We start from the raw sequence: 19,680 nt of genomic DNA on the forward strand, positions 1-19,680 counted from the left end.
AATTCGCGTTACTGCACCGCTGCGCACGCTTTGTCACGCTGGGCCAGCAGGGCTTCATCGTCACTGTCCATCGCAGCCAGAATCGCCTGATTGCAGGCCCGCTCTGCCAGCTTGGCCGGACTCTGCTTGGCATCCCCAATCTCGGCAATCATCGGCCGATAACTGATGGCCGCCGAGCAGTACATGGTGCGAAATTTGGGCAGTTGCCAGCTGCTGTCATCCTGCCGGGTCAAGTCATCGCACAGCTTGTGAAACAGGGCGGACGCCTTGACCGTGCACTGGCTAAAACGCCGAACATCCTGCTCGTAGGAACGACAAACGCTCGGCTGCTGGATCTGCCACAGCTGAAAAGAGAACGGGACCGACTCCCCCTCATACTGCACCACCAGCGTCTTGGCCTCGGTGCCATAGATATCCGCAACCTGCTGCTGTACCAGATTGAGATAAGCCGAAAAAAGATAGGAAACCGGATCCATCACCACCTCCCTGTGGGTGTGTTACGTGCAACGCTACATAGTTGCGTAGCCTATCCAATAGCGTGTCTAAAACATGAAAATGAAAAATATCTTACTGATTTATTTAGATAAATTTATGGGCTGGGCGCACGCTATCGCAAAATGACAGCTGAAATGCGGTGTCGTTTGGATTAATATGCCAGGCGATAAAAGCACACTCGGATGACGCCGTCTATCACTGTGATACCGGCCAATCCCAACAGCATTATCTCCTCTACTTAGGATCTGGTCTTGAGCGATAACTGGACAGAAGAAGAGCTAAGGGCTGCGGTTATTGCATATTTGGATATGCAAACCAAAGCATCTCTTGGTGAGCCCTTCGTGAAAAAGCACTATTACCGGGAATTGGCGAGCCAATTCGGGCGTACGGAGAAATCCTTCGAATATCGGATGCAGAACATCTCATATGTCTGTGCCGAAATGGGACGAGAGTGGCTTCCCGGGTTAAAACCCGCCAAAAATGTGGGTTCAACCGCTTTTACGCATATCGAACGCCTGATCCGCCAACAGGAACTTAACCTTCGCTCTTACAAAAACGCGCTGGAACAGCCGCTTCCACAAGGGGTCGAAACGCCCCAATCACGTTATGTCATCACCAACAGTCATGAACGAGACCTGCAAGTCAGGGAGTGGGTACTGCAAAATGCAGCCCAACAATGTGAATCATGTAACGCACCTGCTCCCTTTATAACCGCCGCAGGGGAACCCTTCTTGGAAGTACATCACCTGAAAGGGCTAGCAGAGGGTGGCTCAGATACGGTTAGCAACACGGTAGCCCTTTGCCCTAATTGCCACCGAGAGATGCACTACGGCTGTAATAAAACGGAGATTGTCGAGGCTCTTTATCAACGGATTAAACGTCTCGTTCGCGAATAATCACCTACTCAGAGGTAGATTGTTCACGCAGTGTTGCTTACTGACGCAAAACCCACCGGATTCTTGCCCAAAACCCCGGCTAAATTATCCAGTTGCATAATAACCATGCGGCCTTGCGGTTGTTTAACTGGCCCTAACGTCAGATAATACCGCCCGCCTTCAAACCCCGATAACCCGACTTTCAGTGACGGTAATTGATGACTGAGTACCTGCTTTTATTGATCGGCACCGTGCTGGTTAACAACTTCGTGCTGGTGAAATTCCTCGGCCTCTGCCCCTTTATGGGGGTCTCCGGCAAGCTGGAAACCGCCATCGGCATGGGGCTGGCGACCACCTTCGTGATGACCCTCGCCAGTGCCAGCTCCTATCTGGTGGAGCACTATATCCTGCTGCCGCTGGATATCGCCTATCTGCGCACCCTCGCCTTTATTCTGGTGATCGCCGTGGTGGTGCAGTTTACCGAGATGGTGGTGCGCAAGAGCAGCCCGACCCTCTATCGCCTGCTGGGGATCTTCCTGCCCCTCATCACCACCAACTGCGCGGTGCTCGGGGTGGCGCTGCTCAGCATCAATGAGCGACACGACTTTATCCAGAGCGTGATCTACGGCTTTGGCGCCGCCACCGGCTTCTCGCTGGTGTTGATCCTGTTTGCCGCCATGCGCGAGCGTCTGGTCGCCGCCGATGTGCCCGCCCCGTTTCGCGGGGTGTCGATTGCCATGATCACCGCCGGTCTGATGTCGCTGGCCTTTATGGGCTTTACCGGCCTTATCAAGATATAACCATGATCCATATTCTCTTTGCCATTCTGGTGCTGACCCTGCTGGCGCTGGCGTTCGGGATTATCCTGGGCTTTGCCGCCGTCAAGTTTCATGTGGAAGCAGACCCCATCGTCGATCAGCTCGATGCCCTGCTGCCCCAGACCCAGTGTGGCCAGTGCGGCTATCCCGGCTGCAAACCCTACGCCGAGGCGCTCGCGGGCGGCGATCAGATCAACAAGTGCGTACCCGGTGGCGAGGCCACCATGCGCAAAATTGCCGATCTGATGGGGGTCGAGCCCCAGCCGCTGGGGGGCAGTGACGAGGCCGCCGTGCCGGTCAAAAAGGTCGCCTTTATCCACGAAGATCAGTGCATCGGCTGCACCAAGTGCATTCAGGCCTGCCCGGTGGATGCCATCGTCGGCGCCACCAAGGCGATGCATACCGTGATTGCCAACGAGTGCACCGGTTGCGATCTCTGTGTCGATCCCTGCCCGACCGACTGCATCGAGATGATCCCGGTGCCCACCACGGTCGATAACTGGAAGTGGGATCTTAATAACGTGCATGTTCCGGGCAAGATTCCGGTCAAGATAGTGGAATAAACAGCGGAGCAACCATGCATTCCTTACTCGAACGTATCAAAGCCGGCACGCTCTGGGACTTTCACGGTGGCATTCACCCCGCCGACAACAAGCTGCAATCAAGCCAGAGCCCGGTGGTAGACGCCGGTCTGCCACCGCGCCTCATCATTCCGCTGCGCCAGCACGCAGGCCCCGCCGGCGATCTGCTGGTACAGGTGGGCGACAAGGTCAAAAAAGGGCAGCCGCTGACCCGTTATGCCAAGGGGCGGGTCGTGCCTGTCCATGCCTCTACCTCCGGCACCATCACCGAGATTGGCAACCACACGGTTGCCCACCCCTCCGGGCTCGGCGATCTCTGCGTCATTCTCACCCCGGATGGGGAGGATGAGTGGGGCGAGCGCAATGGCAAAGCCGATTACTGGAATCTGGAGCGGGGCGAGCTGCTCGAGCGCATTCAGCAGGCGGGGGTAGCGGGCCTTGGCGGCGCCGTGTTCCCCACCCACAGCAAGCTCGACGGCCGCGGCCAGCTCACCGAGATCCTGATCGTCAACGGGCTGGAGTGCGAGCCCTATATCACCACCGACGATCGGCTGATGCAGCAGTACGCCGACGAGATCATGGATGGCATCCGGGTGCTCAAGCACCTGCTCAAACCGAAACTCACCCTGATCGGGGTAGAAGACAACAAGCCCGAGGCGATCGAGCAGCTGACCCGCCACGCCACCGATGAAGATGTGCTGGTCAAGACGGTGCCGACCAAGTACCCCTCGGGCGGTGCCAAGCAGACCATCGAACTGCTCACCGGCCGTCAGGTGCCCAAGGGTGGCCGCGCGGTCGATATCGGCATCATGGTGCTCAACGTCGCCACCGTGTTTGCCATCAAGCGCGCCATTATCGACGGCGAGCCGCTGATCGAGCGGATCGTCACCCTCACCGGCGACAGCTTCAAAAAGCCCGGCAACGCCTGGGTGCGCCTGGGTACGCCGGTGCGCTGGCTGTTGCAGCGTTTCGAACTGCAACCGGAAGCGGAGCAGCGGGTGATCATGGGGGGCCCCATGATGGGCTTTACCCTGCCCCACGCCATGGTGCCGGTGGTCAAGGCCACCAACTGCCTGCTGGCGCCGACGCAGGCCGAACTGCCCGCCCCCGGCCCGGAGCAGCCCTGCATCCGTTGCAGCGCCTGTGCCGATGCCTGCCCGGCCACCCTGCTGCCGCAAGAGCTCTACTGGTACAGCCGGGCCAAGGAGTATGACAAGGCCGAGAAGCTCAACCTGATGGACTGCATCGAGTGCGGCGCCTGCGCCTGGGTCTGCCCGAGCGAGATCCCGCTGGTGCAGTACTACAAGATCGCCAAAGACGACATTCGCGAAGCCCGTGCCGAGGCCGAGAAGGCCGAGCGCGCCAAGCAGCGTTTCGAGGCCAAGCAGGCCCGTTTCGAGCGGGAGAAAGCGGCCCGCGAAGCGCGCCACGCCGAAGCCGCCGCCCAGCGCCGTCAGACCATGACGGCCGCAGGCGGCGAAGATCCGGTGGCTGCGGCACTGGCCCGCATCAAGGCCAAGCAGGATGCCCCCATCACTGCCATTGCCGCCACCGCCGAGGGCTTGCCTGACAACAGCGCCGTGATTGCCGCCCGCGAAGCCCGCAAACGGGAAGCGGAGGTGCGCCGCGCCGCCAAGCTGGCGGAGAGCGCAAACAGCGAAACAGCCGCTGCGGCGCAACCCGCCGAGGCGGTTGACCCCGCCAGCGATCCCAAGAAAGCGGCCATCGCCGCCGCACTGGCGCGCGCCAAGGCCAAGAAAGCCGCTCAGGCTGGCGAGAGCGCCGAGCCTGTGACTGCCGAAGCCATTGCTGCGCCTGCGGTAGATGCTGATCAACAAAAGGCAGAAGTTGATCCAAAAAAGGCAGCAATTGCCGCCGCCATTGCCCGTGCCAAAGCCAAAAAGGCCGAGGCGAATGGTGAACCGGTAAGCGCTGCCAACAGCGCGGTAGCCGACGCAGGCTCGCAAGGCGATGCTCCATCTGCTGCCAGCGAAGCAGTTGACCCCAAGAAAGCGGCTATTGCTGCTGCCATCGCCCGGGCCAAGGCCAAGAAGGCGGCCCAGCAGGGTGACAGCGCTGAGGGCGATCTGACAGCAACCGCTGGCACCAGCGAATCCGCTGCAACCCAAAGCGATGCACCATCTGCGGCCAGCGAAGCGGTTGATCCCAAGAAAGCCGCTATCGCTGCCGCCATCGCCCGGGCCAAAGCCAAAAAGGCCGCCCAGCAGGGCGAAAGTGCCGATGCTGAGGGTACGCAAGGTGAGCTATCAGCAAGCGCGGAGACCCGCGACGTGGCGGTAGCCAAGAGCGAAGTAACCACCAGCCACAGCGATACGGCTGCAAGTGAAGCGGTCGATCCCAAGAAGGCCGCTATCGCCGCAGCCATCGCCCGGGCCAAGGCCAAAAAGCTGGCGCTGCAGGGCGAGAGTGACAGTGCTGAGGTAGTAGATACTGCCGAGGGTGAGCGCGCACCGGCCGAGCCGATGCAAAGCGATGCAACCAGCAGTGAGCAACCACTTGCCGTAGCAGAGGCTCCTGAAGCGAGCGCCCCTGCGGCTGATGCCCCGGTTGATCCGAAAAAAGCGGCCATTGCAGCCGCGGTGGCCCGCGCCAAGGCGAAGAAGCTGGCGGCAGAGGCGGCCAGAGCCGCAGAGACCGCCGCTGAAGATGCACCGTCAGCCGACCGAACAACCACAAGGTAATCGACAGACTCATGTTCAATATTGCGACTGCGCCGTTTGCCCATAACCGCAAACAGACCCGAACCCTGATGCTGCTGGTGATCCTGGCCTGCGTGCCGGGCTTGCTGGCCCAGACCTGGTTCTTCGGCTGGGGCTCCTTTATCCAGATCCTGCTGGCGCTGGTCACTGCGCTGCTGTGCGAAGCGCTGGTGCTCAAGCTCCGTGGCCGCGCCATCAAGCCTGCCCTGATGGATGGCAGTGCGGCGCTCACCGCCGTGCTGATTGGTCTCTCCCTGCCGCCGCTGCTGCCGTGGTGGATGCTGGTGGTGGGCACGGCCTTTGCCATCATTGTCGCCAAACACCTTTACGGCGGACTGGGTCAGAACCTGTTCAACCCGGCCATGGTCACCTATGTGCTGCTGCTGGTCTCCTTCCCGGTGCAGATGACCAGCTGGCTGCCGCCGGAGAGCGTGCGCGCCTACAGCCTCGGCTTTGGTGATGCGGCGTCGGTGATCTTCACCGGCTTTAGCCTCGACGGCTATAGCATGGCCCAGCTCAAGCAGGGGGTGGATGGTCTCACCATGGCGACCCCCCTCGATACCCTGAAAACCGGCCTGACTCAGGGGCTCACCACCGGCGAGATCCTGAGCGGCCCGCTGTTTGAGGGTTGGGGCGGCATCGGCTGGAGCTGGGTCAACCTCGGCTATCTGCTGGGCGGCCTGTTCCTGCTGCAACAGAAAGTGATCAACTGGCGCATTCCCACCGCCATTCTCGGTGCCCTGCTGGCGGCCTCCACCATCGGCTATCTGGTGAGCCCGGATGCGACTGCCACGCCCATGTTCCATCTATTCAGCGGCGCGACTATGCTGGGGGCCTTCTTTATCGCCACCGATCCGGTCAGTGCCTGCACCACACCGCGCGGCCGACTGGTCTATGGCGTGCTGATCGGGGTGCTGGTCTACATCATTCGCCGCTTTGGCGGCTATCCGGATGCGTTCGCCTTCGCCGTGCTGCTGGCCAACCTTTGCGTGCCCTTTATTGACAGCCTGACTCGCCCGAAAGTGTATGGAGCCCGTCGCCAATGATGTTTCTGCCCTTTTCCCCCATCACAGCTGACGGAGCCCGGACATGTTAAAGAGCATGCGCAAGAACGGCCTTATTCTGGCGATGTTCGCGCTGGGCTGTACCGCGCTGGTGGTACTGACCAACGAGTTGACCAAGGATAAAATCGCCCACCAGCAACAGCTGGAGAAGCAGCAGACTCTCTCGGTATTGCTACCGGAGGGGAGCTATGACAACGATCTGGTGGCCAGCTGCAAGCAGGTGACCAGCAGGAAGTATCTGGGCAGTGATCAGCCGCAGGCCCTCTATACCGCCAGCAAAAATGGCGTGGTGACCGGCTATGCGCTGGAGGCGATCGCGCCGGATGGCTACAGCGGGGCGATCCGCATCGTGGCGGGCTTTGATGCCAAGGGCACCATCACCGCCGTGCGCGTGCTCGCTCACAACGAGACCCCGGGCCTCGGTGACAAGATCGAGCTGAAAAAATCGGACTGGATCAACAGCTTTGCCGGAAAATTCCTGACCCATGACAACGAGCCCCAGTGGGCGGTGAAGAAGGATGGCGGCGAGTTCGATGCCTTTACCGGCGCCACCATCACCCCGCGAGCCGTGGTCAAGGCGGTGAAAAACCTGCTGAAACTGCAGCAGGAGCAACCCGAACTGCTCAGCAACGCCCCGGCTTGTCCGGCGGCGAACTAACGGAGTCGAGCCATCATGAACCAGATGGAACAGATTGAAACGGGCGCAACCCCGCTTGCCGAGCTGGAAAGCCGCAAGGGCGAGCTCAAGGAGCTGATGAGTCAGGGGCTGTGGAAGAACAACCCCTCGCTGGTGCAGGTGCTGGGGCTTTGCCCGACCCTTGCCGTCTCCTCCACCTTTACCAACGCGCTGGGGCTCGGCCTTGCCACCATGGCGGTGCTGGTCTGCTCCAACCTCGCAGTCTCGCTGGTGCGCAACTGGGTGCCGAAGGATATTCGCATCCCGGTCTATGTGATGATCATCGCCTCGCTGGTGACCAGCGTGCAGCTGCTGATGAACGCCTACACCTATGGCCTCTATCAGGCACTCGGCATCTTTATCGCCCTTATCGTCACCAACTGCGTCATCATCGGCCGCGCCGAGGCCTATGCCTCCAAGAACCCGCCGCTGCTGGCGGCCCTCGACGGTCTGATGATGGGCCTTGGCTTTACCCTGGTGCTGCTGGTACTGGGTGGCATGCGCGAGATCATCGGCATGGGCACCCTGTTTGATGGCGCCGAGTTGCTGCTGGGCGAGTGGGCCAAATCCCTGCGCATCGAGCTGTTCCACGCCGATGCCAGCCTGCTGCTGGCGATTTTGCCGCCGGGCGGCTTTATCGGGCTGGGGCTGTTGATCGCCGCCAAGAACGCCATCAACGACTGGCGGGACCGCAAACAGGCCGCTACCGTAGCCCACTGCAACGTTGCCCCGGCCCGCGTCCGGGCGACCGAGCTATGATCGGACGCAAGGCATGAACAACCAGAAACGCAGAGAGATCCTCGAGCGACTGCGGGAAAACAACCCCCACCCCACCACAGAGCTCAATTTCAACTCGCCATTCGAGCTGTTGATCGCCGTGCTGCTCTCGGCGCAGGCGACCGATGTCAGCGTCAACAAGGCGACCGACAAGCTCTATCCGGTGGCCAACACCCCGCAAGCGATGCTGGATCTCGGGGTGGACGGGCTCAAGGAGTACATCAAGACCATTGGCCTCTTCAACACCAAGGCCGAGAACGTCATCAAGACCTGCGCCATCTTGCTGGAGCGCCACGGTGGCGAGGTACCGGAGAACCGCGAAGCGCTGGAAGCCCTGCCGGGCGTCGGTCGCAAGACCGCCAACGTGGTGCTCAACACCGCCTTTGGCTGGCCCACCATCGCCGTCGATACCCATATCTTTCGGGTCTCGAACCGTACCGGTTTTGCGGTGGGTAAGAACGTGGATCAGGTGGAGGAGAAGCTGCTCAAAGTGGTGCCCGCCGAGTTCAAGCTGGATGTTCACCACTGGCTGATCCTGCACGGGCGTTACACCTGTCTGGCTCGCAAGCCCCGTTGTGGTTCCTGTATCATCGAGGACTTGTGCGAGTACAAAGAGAAGGTCTATCCAGAGAGCTGAATGACTGGGCGCTACAACCGTCCTACCTGTCTCGCTCGCAAACATCCGCTGCAGTGGTTCCTGTATCATCGAGGACCTCTGCGAGTACAAAGAGAAGGTCTATCCCGACAACTGATAGCCTCGCAACCGAGATTGAAAGCAGTACACATCACCAACCCGGAGAACTGAGCAATGAGAATTCTGCATACCATGCTGCGTGTCGGCGATCTGCAACGCTCCATCGACTTCTACACCCGCGTCCTCGGCATGAAGCTGCTGCGCAAGAGCGAGAACAGCGAGTACAAGTACACCTTGGCCTTCGTCGGCTACGGTGACGAGAAAGATGAAGCGGTGATCGAGCTGACCTACAACTGGGGGGTAAGCGAGTACGAACTGGGCTCTGCCTACGGCCACATCGCGCTGGAAGCGGACGACATCTACGCCACCTGCGACGCCCTGCGCGCCGCCGGTGCCAAGATCACCCGTGAGCCAGGCCCGGTCAAGGGTGGCACCACCGTCATCGCCTTCGTCGAAGATCCGGACGGTTACAAGATTGAACTGATCGCCAAGAAAGATGCCGGTACTGGCCTCGGTGACAGCTTCTAAGCTGCCCTAATCCCGCAGCCGAATGGCAGGATCAAAAAAGAGCGCAGATGAGCTCTTTTTTATATCCGGCTGCCGGGGACGGCGCTAGATCTCGCCATTGCGCCCCATGCTGATCACCACCCGCCGGTTCTTGGCTCGCCCCTGCTCCGTTTCGTTGGAGGCGACGTGCTGCTTCTCACCATGCCCCTCCACCGAGATCTTGCCGGGATCGATCCCCAGATCGACAAACACCTTCTTGATGGCATCGGCTCGCTTCTCGGAAAGTTTCAGGTTCGGCCAGCGGCCGCCATAGCTGTCGCTGTAGGCGTCGATCACCACCACGTCGATGCTCTTGTCCGCCTTGATAAACTCGCTGATCATCGCCAGCCGCCGCTTGGAGGGAATGGAGAGCTGATCACTGTTCTTGTCGTAGGTAAGCACGCTAAAGGCGATATCGTTGAAGCTGTAGGGCAACAGCCCGCTCAGACAGTCGATAAAGGCCTGATATTTCACCCGAAAGTTGACTGACGAGAGGGACACTCGCACCGCGCGGTTCTGGCGATACCAGTCCCGATACTGGAAGGTCGGCATCCGCCCCCCTTCCAGCTCGTCGAGCATGGTCCAGGCAGTTTGCCCCTCCACCAGCCCATCGAACTGCTGATAGAAGCGCAGTTGACTCACTTCTCGCCCAGCTATTCCCGGGCGCCATACCGGCGGCATGATGCCAAGGCTCACCGTCTGGGTCTGGGCCTGCGGTCGCTTGCCCTTAAGCTCGAAGTCGAGATTGATCTTGCGCCCGGCACGACTGACAAAAGCCCCCGTTCCCCAGTTGGGAATAGGATGCTCGAGGCGACACTCAATCTGGGTATCGGAGGTCAAACGCCAGACGGATTGATCCAGACCGGCACCAAATTCGGTGACCCCAGCCTGTAACTGCATACTCACGGATATGCTGACCAACCCCAACACCCAAGCGTTCAATTGCTTGTCCTCCACACGATCTCACAAGAGATATCGGCGGTAAGAGGCCAAGCTTTAGCGACAAACTGCAAAGGCGTGCCGTTGGTGTGGCAAAGGCTTGCCCCCGGCGGCAACCGACCGCAAGCGGCGCTTATTCCCCCCTCTTAGCTCCGTGCCAACCGGCAGGAAGCTCGCTACAGTAAAATCAGGGCAACCAGACGCCGCTTATCGGGAACCACACTCATGCACCGCTCTTGCTCCTCTTTATGGCAGATGTTGTTGCCAATGCTGCTGGCGCTATCCGGCAGCACCGTCAAGGCCGCAACACAGGATCAGGAGTGGGCACAGGAGCGCGCAAATGCGGTGCTCTCTCTGATGACCTTCACGGTGGTGCCCGACATCACCGCCAGCAACCTCGATATCGGCAGCGGCACCAATCAATCTGCCGCCCTCAACATGACCCAGATCGGTGGCGGCGCCACCATGAGTGAAGCCGTGCCCATCTATCTGGAAGGGGCGATCGGCTTTAGCCGCTACGATCCCCAGTTTGTGGTGAGCAACGGCACAGAGAGCCGCACCCTCCCGACCAAATGGAACAGCCTGACAGCGTCAGGCGGGATCGGCTGGGATATCGCCCTCCATGAAGACCCGCGCGGTGGCCACTGGGTACTGCGCCCCATCGCCAACGTCTCGCTCGGTACCATGGCCAGCGATCTGCGGATCGGCAACTGGCTGCTGGAGCGCACCAAGGGCTACTCGCTGGATTTTCTCGATGGTGGGCAGCTCAATATGTACGGACTGGGAGGCTCGCTGATGCTCGACTACGAGCTCTTTTCAAAGGCGCAGGATATCGATGTCGAAGTGCGTTACTCCTACCAGTACCTGCAGAGCTTTGGCGGCACCTCGACCAGCGTCCGTGGTCACGCCGAGGCGGAGAACCTCGGTCTCTATCTGCGTCGCCGGGCCCCGCTATTCCACTGGACACTGCTCGACAGACCGGTGCGCTATGTACTGGAGGGGGCTCATACCGCATATCTGGGGGAACAGCGGGGGTTGCTTGGCGTTGACTCCCTCAACTCGATCGGTGCCGGTCTGGAGCTGGACAGCAGCAAGTACGACATCATAGTCACCCGTACCCGGCTGGTTGCCCGCTATATGTTCAGCCACAACACCAGCGGTTATTCCATCGGGTTGGCCATGAGTTTCTGAGTCGTTATTTTTGCCTGCCAAGAGTGGGCAATCCTCAGGAAAAGTACATTAACACTCCATATAATCACGCCCTATTGACGGAGGGTTTATTTATTCTGTCCTTTTCATATGCCTCACCACCCAGTCATATCAGGTAAAAATATCCACCTGCTGGCAGGCCCACTTTGCCACCCTCGCACACCGAATATTGGAGTTTTTGTCTGTATATTTACGGCGCGCAATGGCTGATTGGTCCTGTGATGTCGCCAGCCTGTGCCCGCTTGCAACAGGAAAAATACCAAACGCCCGACATCACTGACCGATGGCCAACTTTATCGACACTCATAAGGAACCATCCCGGATGGTCCCCCCTCTTTTGAAAAGTTACCTAAGCCACACCTAACGTATTGTTTTAAATGATTAATAGTTTTTCATATTTTATGAATCCAATTAATCCTGTTTTATTTTACTTACATCACCCGACTGCTAAATTTGGCGTCATCCCGGCAGGACGAGGCGCACTGAAACGACTGACTGCGGGCTACCGATAACAGGTGTGCAATGGGCACAGAAATAACGTTAAGGCATAGCAACCGTTATTTTGACGACATCACACTTGCTGATCCTTGTTGATTTGAGGTTATCTGATGAAAAAAACGCTGCTTGCTCTCTCTGTATTGGTCATGACCGGAACCGCATATGCAGGGGTGCCTGATTTATCCGCCAGCTGTCCTGGACATATTAATCTTCGCATCGAAGATGGCACGGCTTATATCAATAACCAGCAAATTCCACTTAAAAAAGTGAATTCAAATTTCTACGAGGCGAGCAAGGGGCGCACCACCCTCTCCATGGTGAAAAATGGCGACTGGGGCATCACCTATTTTGTCAAAAATGGCGACAGCGGCGCCTGCCAGCTCAATGACGATGAGAACGATGACGACGGCGATGATGATGAGAGCGCCAGTAGCAGTGCCTACAACGGCAGCACTGCACAAACCAAGGTTGCCGAGAACGCCTGCATGAACGCCGTTGCCAGAAAAGCGGGCGTCAGCCGCAGCAAACTGACCCTCGACTATGTGGCCGACTCCCAGGCGGGGATGATGATTGATATCAAGGGGCCCCATGACCGGCTCTGGCACTGCCTCACCGACTCCCGCGACCATATTTCTGGCATCAATCAGGACTGATTTCGAGCCACGGCTCAGCGGGGCCCACACCTACTGTGGGGGCTCCACCCCTTATCCATTGCAATTATTTGATACAGGTAAATGAAGATGAAATCCAAACAGACTCTGCTCAATGTCACCCTCGGTTGCCTGCTGGCGGTCGGTATCTCCGGCTGTGCCGTGGCCAAAACCCATCACGGCCACAAGACCCATGCCCAAGCGCACACTCAGGAAGGGGCCGTGCAGTATGGCGACGAGAGCCCGTGGGCTGGCAACTATAAAGCAGTCACTGACGATGGCCGCACCGTGGCCGAAATTCACGTCGATACCACAGGGGAGACCTATATCGATGGCAATCAGGTCAAACCAAGCCACAGCGGCAGCGACTACCTGAAATTCAAGCAGGAGACCATCACTTACACCCTGCGCAAAAGCGGCGCCAGCTGGAAAGACAACGATGCCGGCACCAGCGGCCGCATCCTGTTCGATTGATAATCCCGACACCAGCCTTGCCAGACACCAAGCCCCGCCAAGGGGCTTTTTTGCACCTGCGATTTAGCATCAACCACAGCCCGTCCCGAAAAATCCAGCCTTGTCACAGAGTTAGTGCAATCTGTCACATATTCCTGTTGATGAAATTGTTAGGATGGTTCAGTTCGGCGCCCAATTGTCCGCATGAAACCATGATGTCGATTGCCAGCCGCACTGGCTGGGTGATCACTGCGCCCGGAATGAAAATGACCTGCCGAACGCCAGCCAAGTATTTGCGCCACCAGTTACACCACAGGGATAGAGATTTTTGCCATGGCCAAGTTTTTGAATACCAGCGCAACCAACTACTTTCTGGAAGAACTTATCAAAGATGCCAAAGAGCGTCTGATCCTGATCAGCCCCTCCTCAAGCTCAACGACAGGATCAAGGAGCTGCTCACCGACAAGAACCGCCTCAAGATCGATGTGCGGATCGTCTATGGCAAAAGCGAGCTGCAACCGGAAGAGATCAGCTGGCTCAAAGAGCTCACCTATATCCGCACCAGCTTTTGCAAAAACCTCCATGCCAAGTGCTATCTCAATGAAGAGATGTGCATTGTCACCAGCCTCAATCTCTACGAGTTCAGTCAGGTCAATAACAACGAGATGGGGGTATTGATCCAGCGCTCGGAAGATCATGACCTTTACCGTGATGCCTATGATGAGGCCCAACGAATTATTCGGGTCAGTGATGAAGTCCGCATATCACTTGAACGGGTTGTCAGTGAAGCTGAAACCCAACAGCCTTCTGCTAACGAAAATGAGTCAGCCACTGAAAAACTGACCTCATCCAAACTGGCGCAAAAGTGGGGGATCAAAACCAATGAGTTGTTGGAAAAAATGGTGACTCACGGCTTGCTTGAGCTGCGTGACAGCAAGCATTACCTCACAGCCAAAGGCAAGGAGGAAGGTGGGGAGTTTAGAATGAGCCCCAAATTTGGCCCCTATTTCCTCTGGCCAGAGGCCATGAATCCCCTCTAATTCACTGACTGGATAAATGTGAAATGGACTTCACTCCCGTTATTGCGGTTCTGCTGGGCCAGTTCTGGTATCTGCTGCCCCTGTTGTTGATTGCCACCCTGATCAAAACGCCCAGGTTCAAGGGGATTGTTGGGGAGACATTTATCAACTTGGGCATCCGGCTTTTTCTCGACAAGCGGGAGTACCACCTGCTCAAGAACGTGACCCTGCCGACCCCGCAGGGCACTACCCAGATCGATCATGTGATCGTCTCGCACTTCGGGCTGTTTGTGATCGAGACCAAGAACATCAAGGGGTGGATATTTGGCAATCCAGCCCACAAGAGCTGGACCCAGCAGCTCTATCGCCGCAGACATACCTTTCAAAATCCCCTGCGCCAAAACTATCTGCACCTGATGACGCTCAAATCCTTGTTGGGTCTTGCTGATCATCAGCTCCATTCGATTATCTACTTTATTGGCGACTGCACCTTTAAAACCCCCATGCCGGATAACGTGATGAACCGTGGGCTTATTCGCTATATCAAGAGTAAAACCACGCAGGTGTTGACCCCTGCTGAAGTCACCAGAGTGATCGACACCATCCAGCGGGGACGACTGGCCGCCAATTGGCAGACCCATAAACAGCATGTGGCGCAGTTGAAAGCACGTCACAGCGAGGTTCCCCGCCCGCGTTTATCCGTAGCTACAATGCCTGTCGTCAATCAGGTGGTGAACGCCGCGCCAACCATCACCGAATCGCTCACCCAAGCAAATCCACTATGCCCCAGATGCGGCAACCCGATGGTATTGCGTACCGCCAAACGGGGGGATAACCGAGGCAATCGGTTTTGGGGATGCAGTGGATACCCCAAATGCAGATTCATTGTAAATCTCACAGGGAACAGCAAGGCATGAACTGTCACACAAGGGGAAACTCACTCTGACATCAAGGGCGGCCAATTGGCCGCCCTTGATGTTTCTTAGCGAATCGTCGCCATCTGCCGCACGCATCGCTGCTCCCTGTCATCCACCCGCTTGGCAAACCAGGCGGTGGTGAGGTTGCGGGTAATTTTCGGGCTCTTTAGCTGAATGCCGGGCAGGATGGCGCGGGGCAATCGCTTGCCCGCTTGCTTGTCGGCCAGGGTAAAGATGCGATGGTAGAGATCGGTCTCGGCAAATTCGGCGGTATCCCCTTTGCGCAGGCTCTGGTGGATCGCCTGTTTGCTCATATTGACCCGGTTGGCGAGGGTGTAGACGGCCAGTTCGGTGTTGCCCGGTAGATCCGAGTCATAGCGGATCAAATCCCCATCCAACGCCAGAGTTTTGCCACTCAAGCGGCTGACGGCGGCCTGAAAAGCGGCATTGCGACTGGCATACCAGCCGGCGTTGAAGTCGGCAAAGCGGTAGAGGGTATCCGGGTAGTCGGCGGGATAACCAAAGATATGCTTGGTGCCAAACCAGATTCCACCGCGACGGGTAAAGACTTCGTGGCGAATGGAGTCCTTGATTGGATAGGGGTAGCCACGGGCGTTGGCCTCGGCAAAGGCGATGCTCACCTGCATCGGGCCACCGGTATGCACCGGGTTGAGGTTGCCAAACAGCGTCTTGCCCATCGGCAGCATGCTGATCATATCTTCGAAGATTTCACTCATCTCCCGTTCGGTACGCAACTTGTCGATGCGCTCGGCATAGCTCTTGCCTGTGGGCGAGTTGATGGAGAGCGCGGCCCGCACCATAAATTCGGGGATCAGCAGCTTGGCTGCCCGTGAGTTGATCTCTTTCCAGGCGATCTTGCCAAGGCCCGGCACCACGGGGTCGGCCTGATAAGTGGCTTCCTGCTCCGCCACCGCCAGCACGCTACAGACGTTGTGATCATTGACCGTCACCCCCTGGGTGGTGAGCGCCGTCACCACGTCATTGGCCCACCCCTGTTTGTCAGGCACCTGACGGGGCAAGAAGCGCACGATGCGACTCTTCATATCCGCCGGTTTGCGCGGCTGCATGGCAGGCGGCGTTTTGGGGTTGCTCACGCTCGCCTCTTTGGCGGGCGCGGAGGCGGGATCACTGGCACAACCGGCCAGCAACAAGGCAGAGCAGAAGGCAAGAAGACGACAGGAAGGCAAAGCGGTCATAAGCATGTCCATTTTTTGTAGGCCCTACAGGCAGCGCCGCTGGCACTGCACTGACAAGCAAAGTGGGGCCATTGTAGAGGATTGCCTGCTGCAGTTGAAACCCGCGCTCGCAGCATCCCCTCCCCTTGCCAGCTTTTGCCACCCCACGCGCCATCCGTTGTCTGCGATACGGAACTCATGACCTTCTTCAAGGATTCACCCGGCCCGAACCGAACGGTGAGCGACAGATAAAAAGAAACCCCCGCCATCGCTGGCGGGGGTTGGTCGTCTGGCAAGTCGGGCTGATGCCCGCTGCAAACTCTTAGCGGTTTTTCACCTTCTGGTGCAGCTCCTGTACCGAGTTGACGTTGGCGGTGGCATCCACGCTGATGGCCATGCAGGTGGCAAACGCCTCATTCATGGTGGTGGTATACGCCACCTTGTTCTGCAAGGCGGCGCGACGCAGCTGCTTGGAGTCCTGGATCGCCACCCGCCCTTCGGCGGTGTTGACGATGTAGGTGTACTCGCCATTCTTGATGCGGTCGAGAATGTGCGGGCGACCTTCATGCACCTTGTTGACCAGGCGCGGGTTGATGCTCGCTTCACCCAGTGCGACTGCGGTGCCGTGAGTTGCATCCAGCTCGTAGCCCAGCTCCAGCAGCTTGGCAGCCAAGTCGACCACCTGCGCCTTGTCGCTATGACGCACTGACAAGAGGGCTCGACCCTCTTTCGGTACGGCGTGGTTGGCACCCAGCTGCGCCTTGGCATAGGCCTCGGCAAAGCTGCTGCCCACCCCCATCACCTCACCGGTAGAGCGCATCTCCGGCCCCAGCAGCGGGTCAACTCCCGGGAACTTGGCGAACGGCAGTACCACCTCTTTCACCGAGTAGTAGGGTGGGATGATCTCTTTGGTGAAGCCCTGTTCTTGCAGCGACTGACCGGCCATCACACGGGCGGCAATCTTGGCCAGCGGGGCGCCGGTCGCCTTGGAGACAAACGGCACGGTACGGGCGGCACGCGGGTTCACTTCGATGAGATAGATATCATCGCCCTTGACCGCGAACTGCACGTTCATCAGGCCGATAACACCGAGCTCCAGCGCCAGCTTGCGCACCTGCTCGCGGATCTCGTCCTGAATCTTCTTGGACAAGGTGTAGGGAGGCAGGGAGCAACCGGAGTCACCGGAGTGGATACCGGCCTGCTCGATGTGCTCCATGATGCCGCCGATGACTACATCGGTGCCATCGCAAATGGCATCCACGTCCAGCTCGGTCGCATCGTCCAGGAAGCGGTCCAGCAGCACTGGCGATTCGTTGGAGACACTCACCGCCTCGGCAAAGTAGCGACGCAGATCCTGCTCGTCATAGACGATTTCCATGGCGCGGCCACCCAGCACATAGGAGGGGCGAACCACCAGCGGGTAGGTAATGCGCTCGGCCAGCAGCACGGCCTGTTCCAGCGCGGTGACGGTGCCGTTTTCCGGCTGCTTGAGGCCGAGGCGCTCGACGGCAGACTGGAAGCGCTCGCGGTCTTCGGCGCGGTCGATGGCATCCGGGCTGGTACCGATAATCGGCACGCCGTTGGCTTCCAGTGCACGGGCCAGTTTCAGCGGGGTCTGGCCACCGTACTGAACGATGACGCCCTTGGGTTTTTCGATGCGTACGATTTCCAGCACATCTTCCAGGGTCACCGGCTCGAAGTAGAGACGATCCGAGGTATCGTAATCGGTAGAGACAGTCTCCGGGTTGCAGTTGACCATGATGGTCTCGTAACCATCTTCGCGCAGGGCCAGCGCCGCGTGCACGCAGCAGTAGTCAAACTCGATACCCTGACCGATACGGTTCGGGCCGCCGCCGATGATCATGATCTTGTCGCGGTTGCTCGGAGCCGCTTCGCACTCCTCGTCGTAGCTCGAATACATGTAGGCGGTGTTGGTGGCGAACTCGGCGGCGCAGGTATCGACCCGCTTGTAGACCGGGAAGATGTTGTGGCGGGCGCGCAGTTTGCGCACTTCCCCTTCGGCCACGCCGAGGATCTTGGCCAGACGGGCATCGGCAAAGCCTTTGCGCTTGAGGGCACGCAGGAAGTCGGCATCGAGACCGGCCATGCCGCGCTCTTTCACCTCTTCTTCCAGCTTCACCAGCTCTTCAATCTGCACCAGGAACCAGGGGTCAATCTTGGTCAGCTTGAAGATGCCATCCATGGAAAGACCGGCGCGGAACGCATCGGCGATGTAGAAGATACGGTCGCTACCGGCGTCCTGCAGCTCGTGACGGATGCGGGTCAGGGAGTCCGGGGCATTGAGGTCGACCATGGGGTCGAAGCCGGTTTTGCCGGTCTCGAGGCTGCGCAGCGCCTTGTGCAGGGACTCCTGGAAGTTGCGGCCGATGGCCATCACTTCACCGACCGACTTCATCTGGGTCGTCAGACGGTCGTTGGCACCGGCGAATTTTTCGAAGTTGAAGCGCGGCACCTTGGTGACCACGTAGTCGATGGCCGGCTCGAAGGAGGCCGGAGTACGACCGCCGGTGATGTCGTTCATCAGCTCGTCGAGGGTGTAACCGATGGCGAGCTTGGCGGCGATCTTGGCGATGGGGAAACCGGTCGCCTTGGAAGCCAGCGCAGAAGAGCGAGACACCCGCGGGTTCATCTCGATGATGACCATGCGACCATCTTTCGGGTTGATACCGAACTGGACGTTGGAGCCGCCGGTCTCGACACCGATTTCGCGCAGCACCGCCATGGAGGCGTTGCGCATCAGCTGGTACTCCTTGTCGGTCAGCGTCTGGGCTGGCGCGACCGTGATGGAGTCACCGGTGTGGATACCCATGGGGTCGAAGTTTTCGATGGCGCAGACGATGATGCAGTTGTCGTTGCGATCCCGCACCACTTCCATCTCGTACTCTTTCCAGCCGATCAGCGACTCATCGATGAGCAGCTCTTTGGTCGGCGACAAGTCCAGACCGCGCTCGCAGATCTCGACGAACTCTTCGGTGTTGTAGGCGATGCCGCCACCGGAGCCGCCCATGGTAAAGGAGGGACGGATGATGCAGGGGAAGCCAACCATCTGCTGCACGCCCCACGCCTCTTCCATGTTGTGGGCGATGCCGGCACGCGGGCACTCCAGGCCAATGCTGCGCATCGCCTTGTCAAAACGGGAGCGGTCTTCGGCCTTGTCGATGGCGTCGGCGGTGGCACCGATCATCTCGACACCGAACTCGGCCAGCACGCCATGCTTCTCCAGCGCCAGTGCGCAGTTAAGCGCAGTCTGGCCGCCCATGGTGGGCAGGATGGCGTCCGGGCGCTCTTTCTTGATGATTTCGCGTACCACTTCCCAGGTGATGGGCTCGATGTAGGTGGCGTCTGCCATCTCCGGGTCGGTCATGATGGTGGCCGGGTTGGAGTTGACCAGAATAACGCGGTAGCCCTCCTCGCGCAGGGCTTTGCACGCCTGGGCGCCGGAGTAGTCAAATTCGCAGGCTTGGCCGATGACGATGGGGCCGGCGCCGAGGATCAGGATGCTCTGAAGGTCGTTACGTTTTGGCATGAAACT

General features: G+C 58.8%; 18 protein-coding genes. 14 read left to right on the forward strand and 4 right to left on the reverse strand.

The genetic code is table 11. From position 1 onward, the window contains the following. Nucleotides 1-8: 8 nt before the first annotated feature. Complete coding sequence (locus ACTG2S_RS14540) at nucleotides 9-476, reverse strand: hypothetical protein (protein WP_100653476.1); 468 nt, start codon at nucleotides 474-476, stop codon at nucleotides 9-11. A gap of 270 nt (nucleotides 477-746) precedes the next feature. Between ACTG2S_RS14540 and ACTG2S_RS14545 the strand changes: the two genes are divergently transcribed. The 9 genes from ACTG2S_RS14545 (at nucleotide 747) to gloA (ending at nucleotide 9,228) form a co-directional block, all read left to right on the forward strand. Further along, nucleotides 747-1,391, forward strand: coding sequence for an HNH endonuclease (locus tag ACTG2S_RS14545; protein ID WP_005359623.1), 645 nt, complete (start codon nucleotides 747-749; stop codon nucleotides 1,389-1,391). Nucleotides 1,392-1,588: 197 nt separating this feature from the next. Further along, nucleotides 1,589-2,170 carry an electron transport complex subunit RsxA gene (rsxA, locus tag ACTG2S_RS14550; protein ID WP_005337600.1) on the forward strand — a complete coding sequence of 194 codons (582 nt, stop codon included), beginning with the start codon at nucleotides 1,589-1,591 and terminating at the stop codon, nucleotides 2,168-2,170. A gap of 2 nt (nucleotides 2,171-2,172) precedes the next feature. Continuing rightward, nucleotides 2,173-2,751, forward strand: coding sequence for an electron transport complex subunit RsxB (gene rsxB / locus ACTG2S_RS14555; protein WP_139493998.1), 579 nt, complete (start codon nucleotides 2,173-2,175; stop codon nucleotides 2,749-2,751). 14 nt (nucleotides 2,752-2,765) lie between these two features. Next, a complete protein-coding gene (gene rsxC / locus ACTG2S_RS14560) occupies nucleotides 2,766-5,471 on the forward strand; it encodes an electron transport complex subunit RsxC (RefSeq protein WP_439982717.1) in 2,706 nt (901 codons plus the stop codon). Between the two features lie 11 nt (nucleotides 5,472-5,482). After that, complete coding sequence (gene rsxD, locus ACTG2S_RS14565; protein ID WP_274160270.1) at nucleotides 5,483-6,535, forward strand: electron transport complex subunit RsxD; 1,053 nt, start codon at nucleotides 5,483-5,485, stop codon at nucleotides 6,533-6,535. Nucleotides 6,536-6,578: 43 nt separating this feature from the next. After that, complete coding sequence (rsxG, locus tag ACTG2S_RS14570; RefSeq protein WP_005359614.1) at nucleotides 6,579-7,211, forward strand: electron transport complex subunit RsxG; 633 nt, start codon at nucleotides 6,579-6,581, stop codon at nucleotides 7,209-7,211. A 15-nt stretch (nucleotides 7,212-7,226) separates the two neighbouring features. Next, on the forward strand, nucleotides 7,227-7,988 hold the full coding sequence (locus ACTG2S_RS14575) for an electron transport complex subunit E (RefSeq protein ID WP_019445996.1): 762 nt from the start codon (nucleotides 7,227-7,229) through the stop codon (nucleotides 7,986-7,988). 13 nt (nucleotides 7,989-8,001) lie between these two features. Further along, a complete protein-coding gene (gene nth, locus ACTG2S_RS14580; RefSeq protein WP_005337609.1) occupies nucleotides 8,002-8,643 on the forward strand; it encodes an endonuclease III in 642 nt (213 codons plus the stop codon). A 171-nt stretch (nucleotides 8,644-8,814) separates the two neighbouring features. Continuing rightward, nucleotides 8,815-9,228 carry a lactoylglutathione lyase gene (gloA, locus tag ACTG2S_RS14585; protein WP_005347113.1) on the forward strand — a complete coding sequence of 138 codons (414 nt, stop codon included), beginning with the start codon at nucleotides 8,815-8,817 and terminating at the stop codon, nucleotides 9,226-9,228. Between the two features lie 84 nt (nucleotides 9,229-9,312). On the opposite strand, the gene ACTG2S_RS14590 is transcribed toward gloA, so the two are convergent. After that, complete coding sequence (locus tag ACTG2S_RS14590) at nucleotides 9,313-10,188, reverse strand: flagellar protein MotY (RefSeq protein WP_005337611.1); 876 nt, start codon at nucleotides 10,186-10,188, stop codon at nucleotides 9,313-9,315. A gap of 222 nt (nucleotides 10,189-10,410) precedes the next feature. On the opposite strand from ACTG2S_RS14590, the gene ACTG2S_RS14595 reads away from it, so the two are divergent. The 5 genes from ACTG2S_RS14595 to ACTG2S_RS14615 all read left to right on the forward strand — a co-directional run bounded on the left by ACTG2S_RS14595 (nucleotide 10,411) and on the right by ACTG2S_RS14615 (nucleotide 14,931). Continuing rightward, the gene (locus ACTG2S_RS14595; protein ID WP_274160271.1) at nucleotides 10,411-11,376 is read left to right on the forward strand and encodes an autotransporter domain-containing protein; all 966 of its coding nucleotides are present in this window, start codon (nucleotides 10,411-10,413) and stop codon (nucleotides 11,374-11,376) included. A gap of 626 nt (nucleotides 11,377-12,002) precedes the next feature. Further along, on the forward strand, nucleotides 12,003-12,545 hold the full coding sequence (locus ACTG2S_RS14600) for a hypothetical protein (protein ID WP_279507585.1): 543 nt from the start codon (nucleotides 12,003-12,005) through the stop codon (nucleotides 12,543-12,545). Nucleotides 12,546-12,632: 87 nt separating this feature from the next. Continuing rightward, the gene (locus ACTG2S_RS14605) at nucleotides 12,633-13,016 is read left to right on the forward strand and encodes a hypothetical protein (protein WP_274160273.1); all 384 of its coding nucleotides are present in this window, start codon (nucleotides 12,633-12,635) and stop codon (nucleotides 13,014-13,016) included. Between the two features lie 191 nt (nucleotides 13,017-13,207). Continuing rightward, nucleotides 13,208-14,035, forward strand: a complete 828-nt coding sequence (locus tag ACTG2S_RS14610; protein WP_274160274.1) for a phospholipase D family protein — start codon at nucleotides 13,208-13,210, stop codon at nucleotides 14,033-14,035. Nucleotides 14,036-14,058: 23 nt separating this feature from the next. Further along, nucleotides 14,059-14,931 carry a nuclease-related domain-containing protein gene (locus ACTG2S_RS14615; RefSeq protein WP_274160275.1) on the forward strand — a complete coding sequence of 291 codons (873 nt, stop codon included), beginning with the start codon at nucleotides 14,059-14,061 and terminating at the stop codon, nucleotides 14,929-14,931. 65 nt (nucleotides 14,932-14,996) lie between these two features. Here the strand turns inward: ACTG2S_RS14615 and ACTG2S_RS14620 are convergent, their stop codons facing one another. Both ACTG2S_RS14620 and carB read right to left on the reverse strand, forming a co-directional pair. Then, nucleotides 14,997-16,148, reverse strand: a complete 1,152-nt coding sequence (locus ACTG2S_RS14620) for a DUF1615 domain-containing protein (RefSeq protein WP_047437512.1) — start codon at nucleotides 16,146-16,148, stop codon at nucleotides 14,997-14,999. 301 nt (nucleotides 16,149-16,449) lie between these two features. After that, the gene (gene carB / locus ACTG2S_RS14625; protein WP_201991322.1) at nucleotides 16,450-19,674 is read right to left on the reverse strand and encodes a carbamoyl-phosphate synthase large subunit; all 3,225 of its coding nucleotides are present in this window, start codon (nucleotides 19,672-19,674) and stop codon (nucleotides 16,450-16,452) included. Nucleotides 19,675-19,680 lie beyond the last annotated feature (6 nt).

The sequence above is a fragment of the Aeromonas sp. 82P genome (genome assembly GCF_051919365.1).
Lineage (GTDB): Bacteria > Pseudomonadota > Gammaproteobacteria > Enterobacterales > Aeromonadaceae > Aeromonas > Aeromonas veronii.

What these genes read in the sequence shown, in the direction of transcription:
- ACTG2S_RS14540 (WP_100653476.1), bottom strand. Translation starts at nt 476, where the DNA reads ATGGATCCGGTTTCCTATCTTTTTTCGGCTTATCTCAATCTGGTACAG.
- ACTG2S_RS14575 (WP_019445996.1), top strand. Translation starts at nt 7,227, where the DNA reads ATGAACCAGATGGAACAGATTGAAACGGGCGCAACCCCGCTTGCCGAG.
- ACTG2S_RS14605 (WP_274160273.1), top strand. Translation starts at nt 12,633, where the DNA reads ATGAAATCCAAACAGACTCTGCTCAATGTCACCCTCGGTTGCCTGCTG.
- ACTG2S_RS14610 (WP_274160274.1), top strand. Translation starts at nt 13,208, where the DNA reads ATGATGTCGATTGCCAGCCGCACTGGCTGGGTGATCACTGCGCCCGGA.
- rsxA (WP_005337600.1), top strand. Translation starts at nt 1,589, where the DNA reads ATGACTGAGTACCTGCTTTTATTGATCGGCACCGTGCTGGTTAACAAC.
- ACTG2S_RS14620 (WP_047437512.1), bottom strand. Translation starts at nt 16,148, where the DNA reads ATGACCGCTTTGCCTTCCTGTCGTCTTCTTGCCTTCTGCTCTGCCTTG.
- gloA (WP_005347113.1), top strand. Translation starts at nt 8,815, where the DNA reads ATGAGAATTCTGCATACCATGCTGCGTGTCGGCGATCTGCAACGCTCC.
- rsxC (WP_439982717.1), top strand. Translation starts at nt 2,766, where the DNA reads ATGCATTCCTTACTCGAACGTATCAAAGCCGGCACGCTCTGGGACTTT.
- carB (WP_201991322.1), bottom strand. Translation starts at nt 19,674, where the DNA reads ATGCCAAAACGTAACGACCTTCAGAGCATCCTGATCCTCGGCGCCGGC.
- ACTG2S_RS14595 (WP_274160271.1), top strand. Translation starts at nt 10,411, where the DNA reads ATGCACCGCTCTTGCTCCTCTTTATGGCAGATGTTGTTGCCAATGCTG.
- rsxD (WP_274160270.1), top strand. Translation starts at nt 5,483, where the DNA reads ATGTTCAATATTGCGACTGCGCCGTTTGCCCATAACCGCAAACAGACC.
- nth (WP_005337609.1), top strand. Translation starts at nt 8,002, where the DNA reads ATGAACAACCAGAAACGCAGAGAGATCCTCGAGCGACTGCGGGAAAAC.
- ACTG2S_RS14600 (WP_279507585.1), top strand. Translation starts at nt 12,003, where the DNA reads ATGAAAAAAACGCTGCTTGCTCTCTCTGTATTGGTCATGACCGGAACC.
- rsxG (WP_005359614.1), top strand. Translation starts at nt 6,579, where the DNA reads ATGTTAAAGAGCATGCGCAAGAACGGCCTTATTCTGGCGATGTTCGCG.
- ACTG2S_RS14615 (WP_274160275.1), top strand. Translation starts at nt 14,059, where the DNA reads ATGGACTTCACTCCCGTTATTGCGGTTCTGCTGGGCCAGTTCTGGTAT.
- rsxB (WP_139493998.1), top strand. Translation starts at nt 2,173, where the DNA reads ATGATCCATATTCTCTTTGCCATTCTGGTGCTGACCCTGCTGGCGCTG.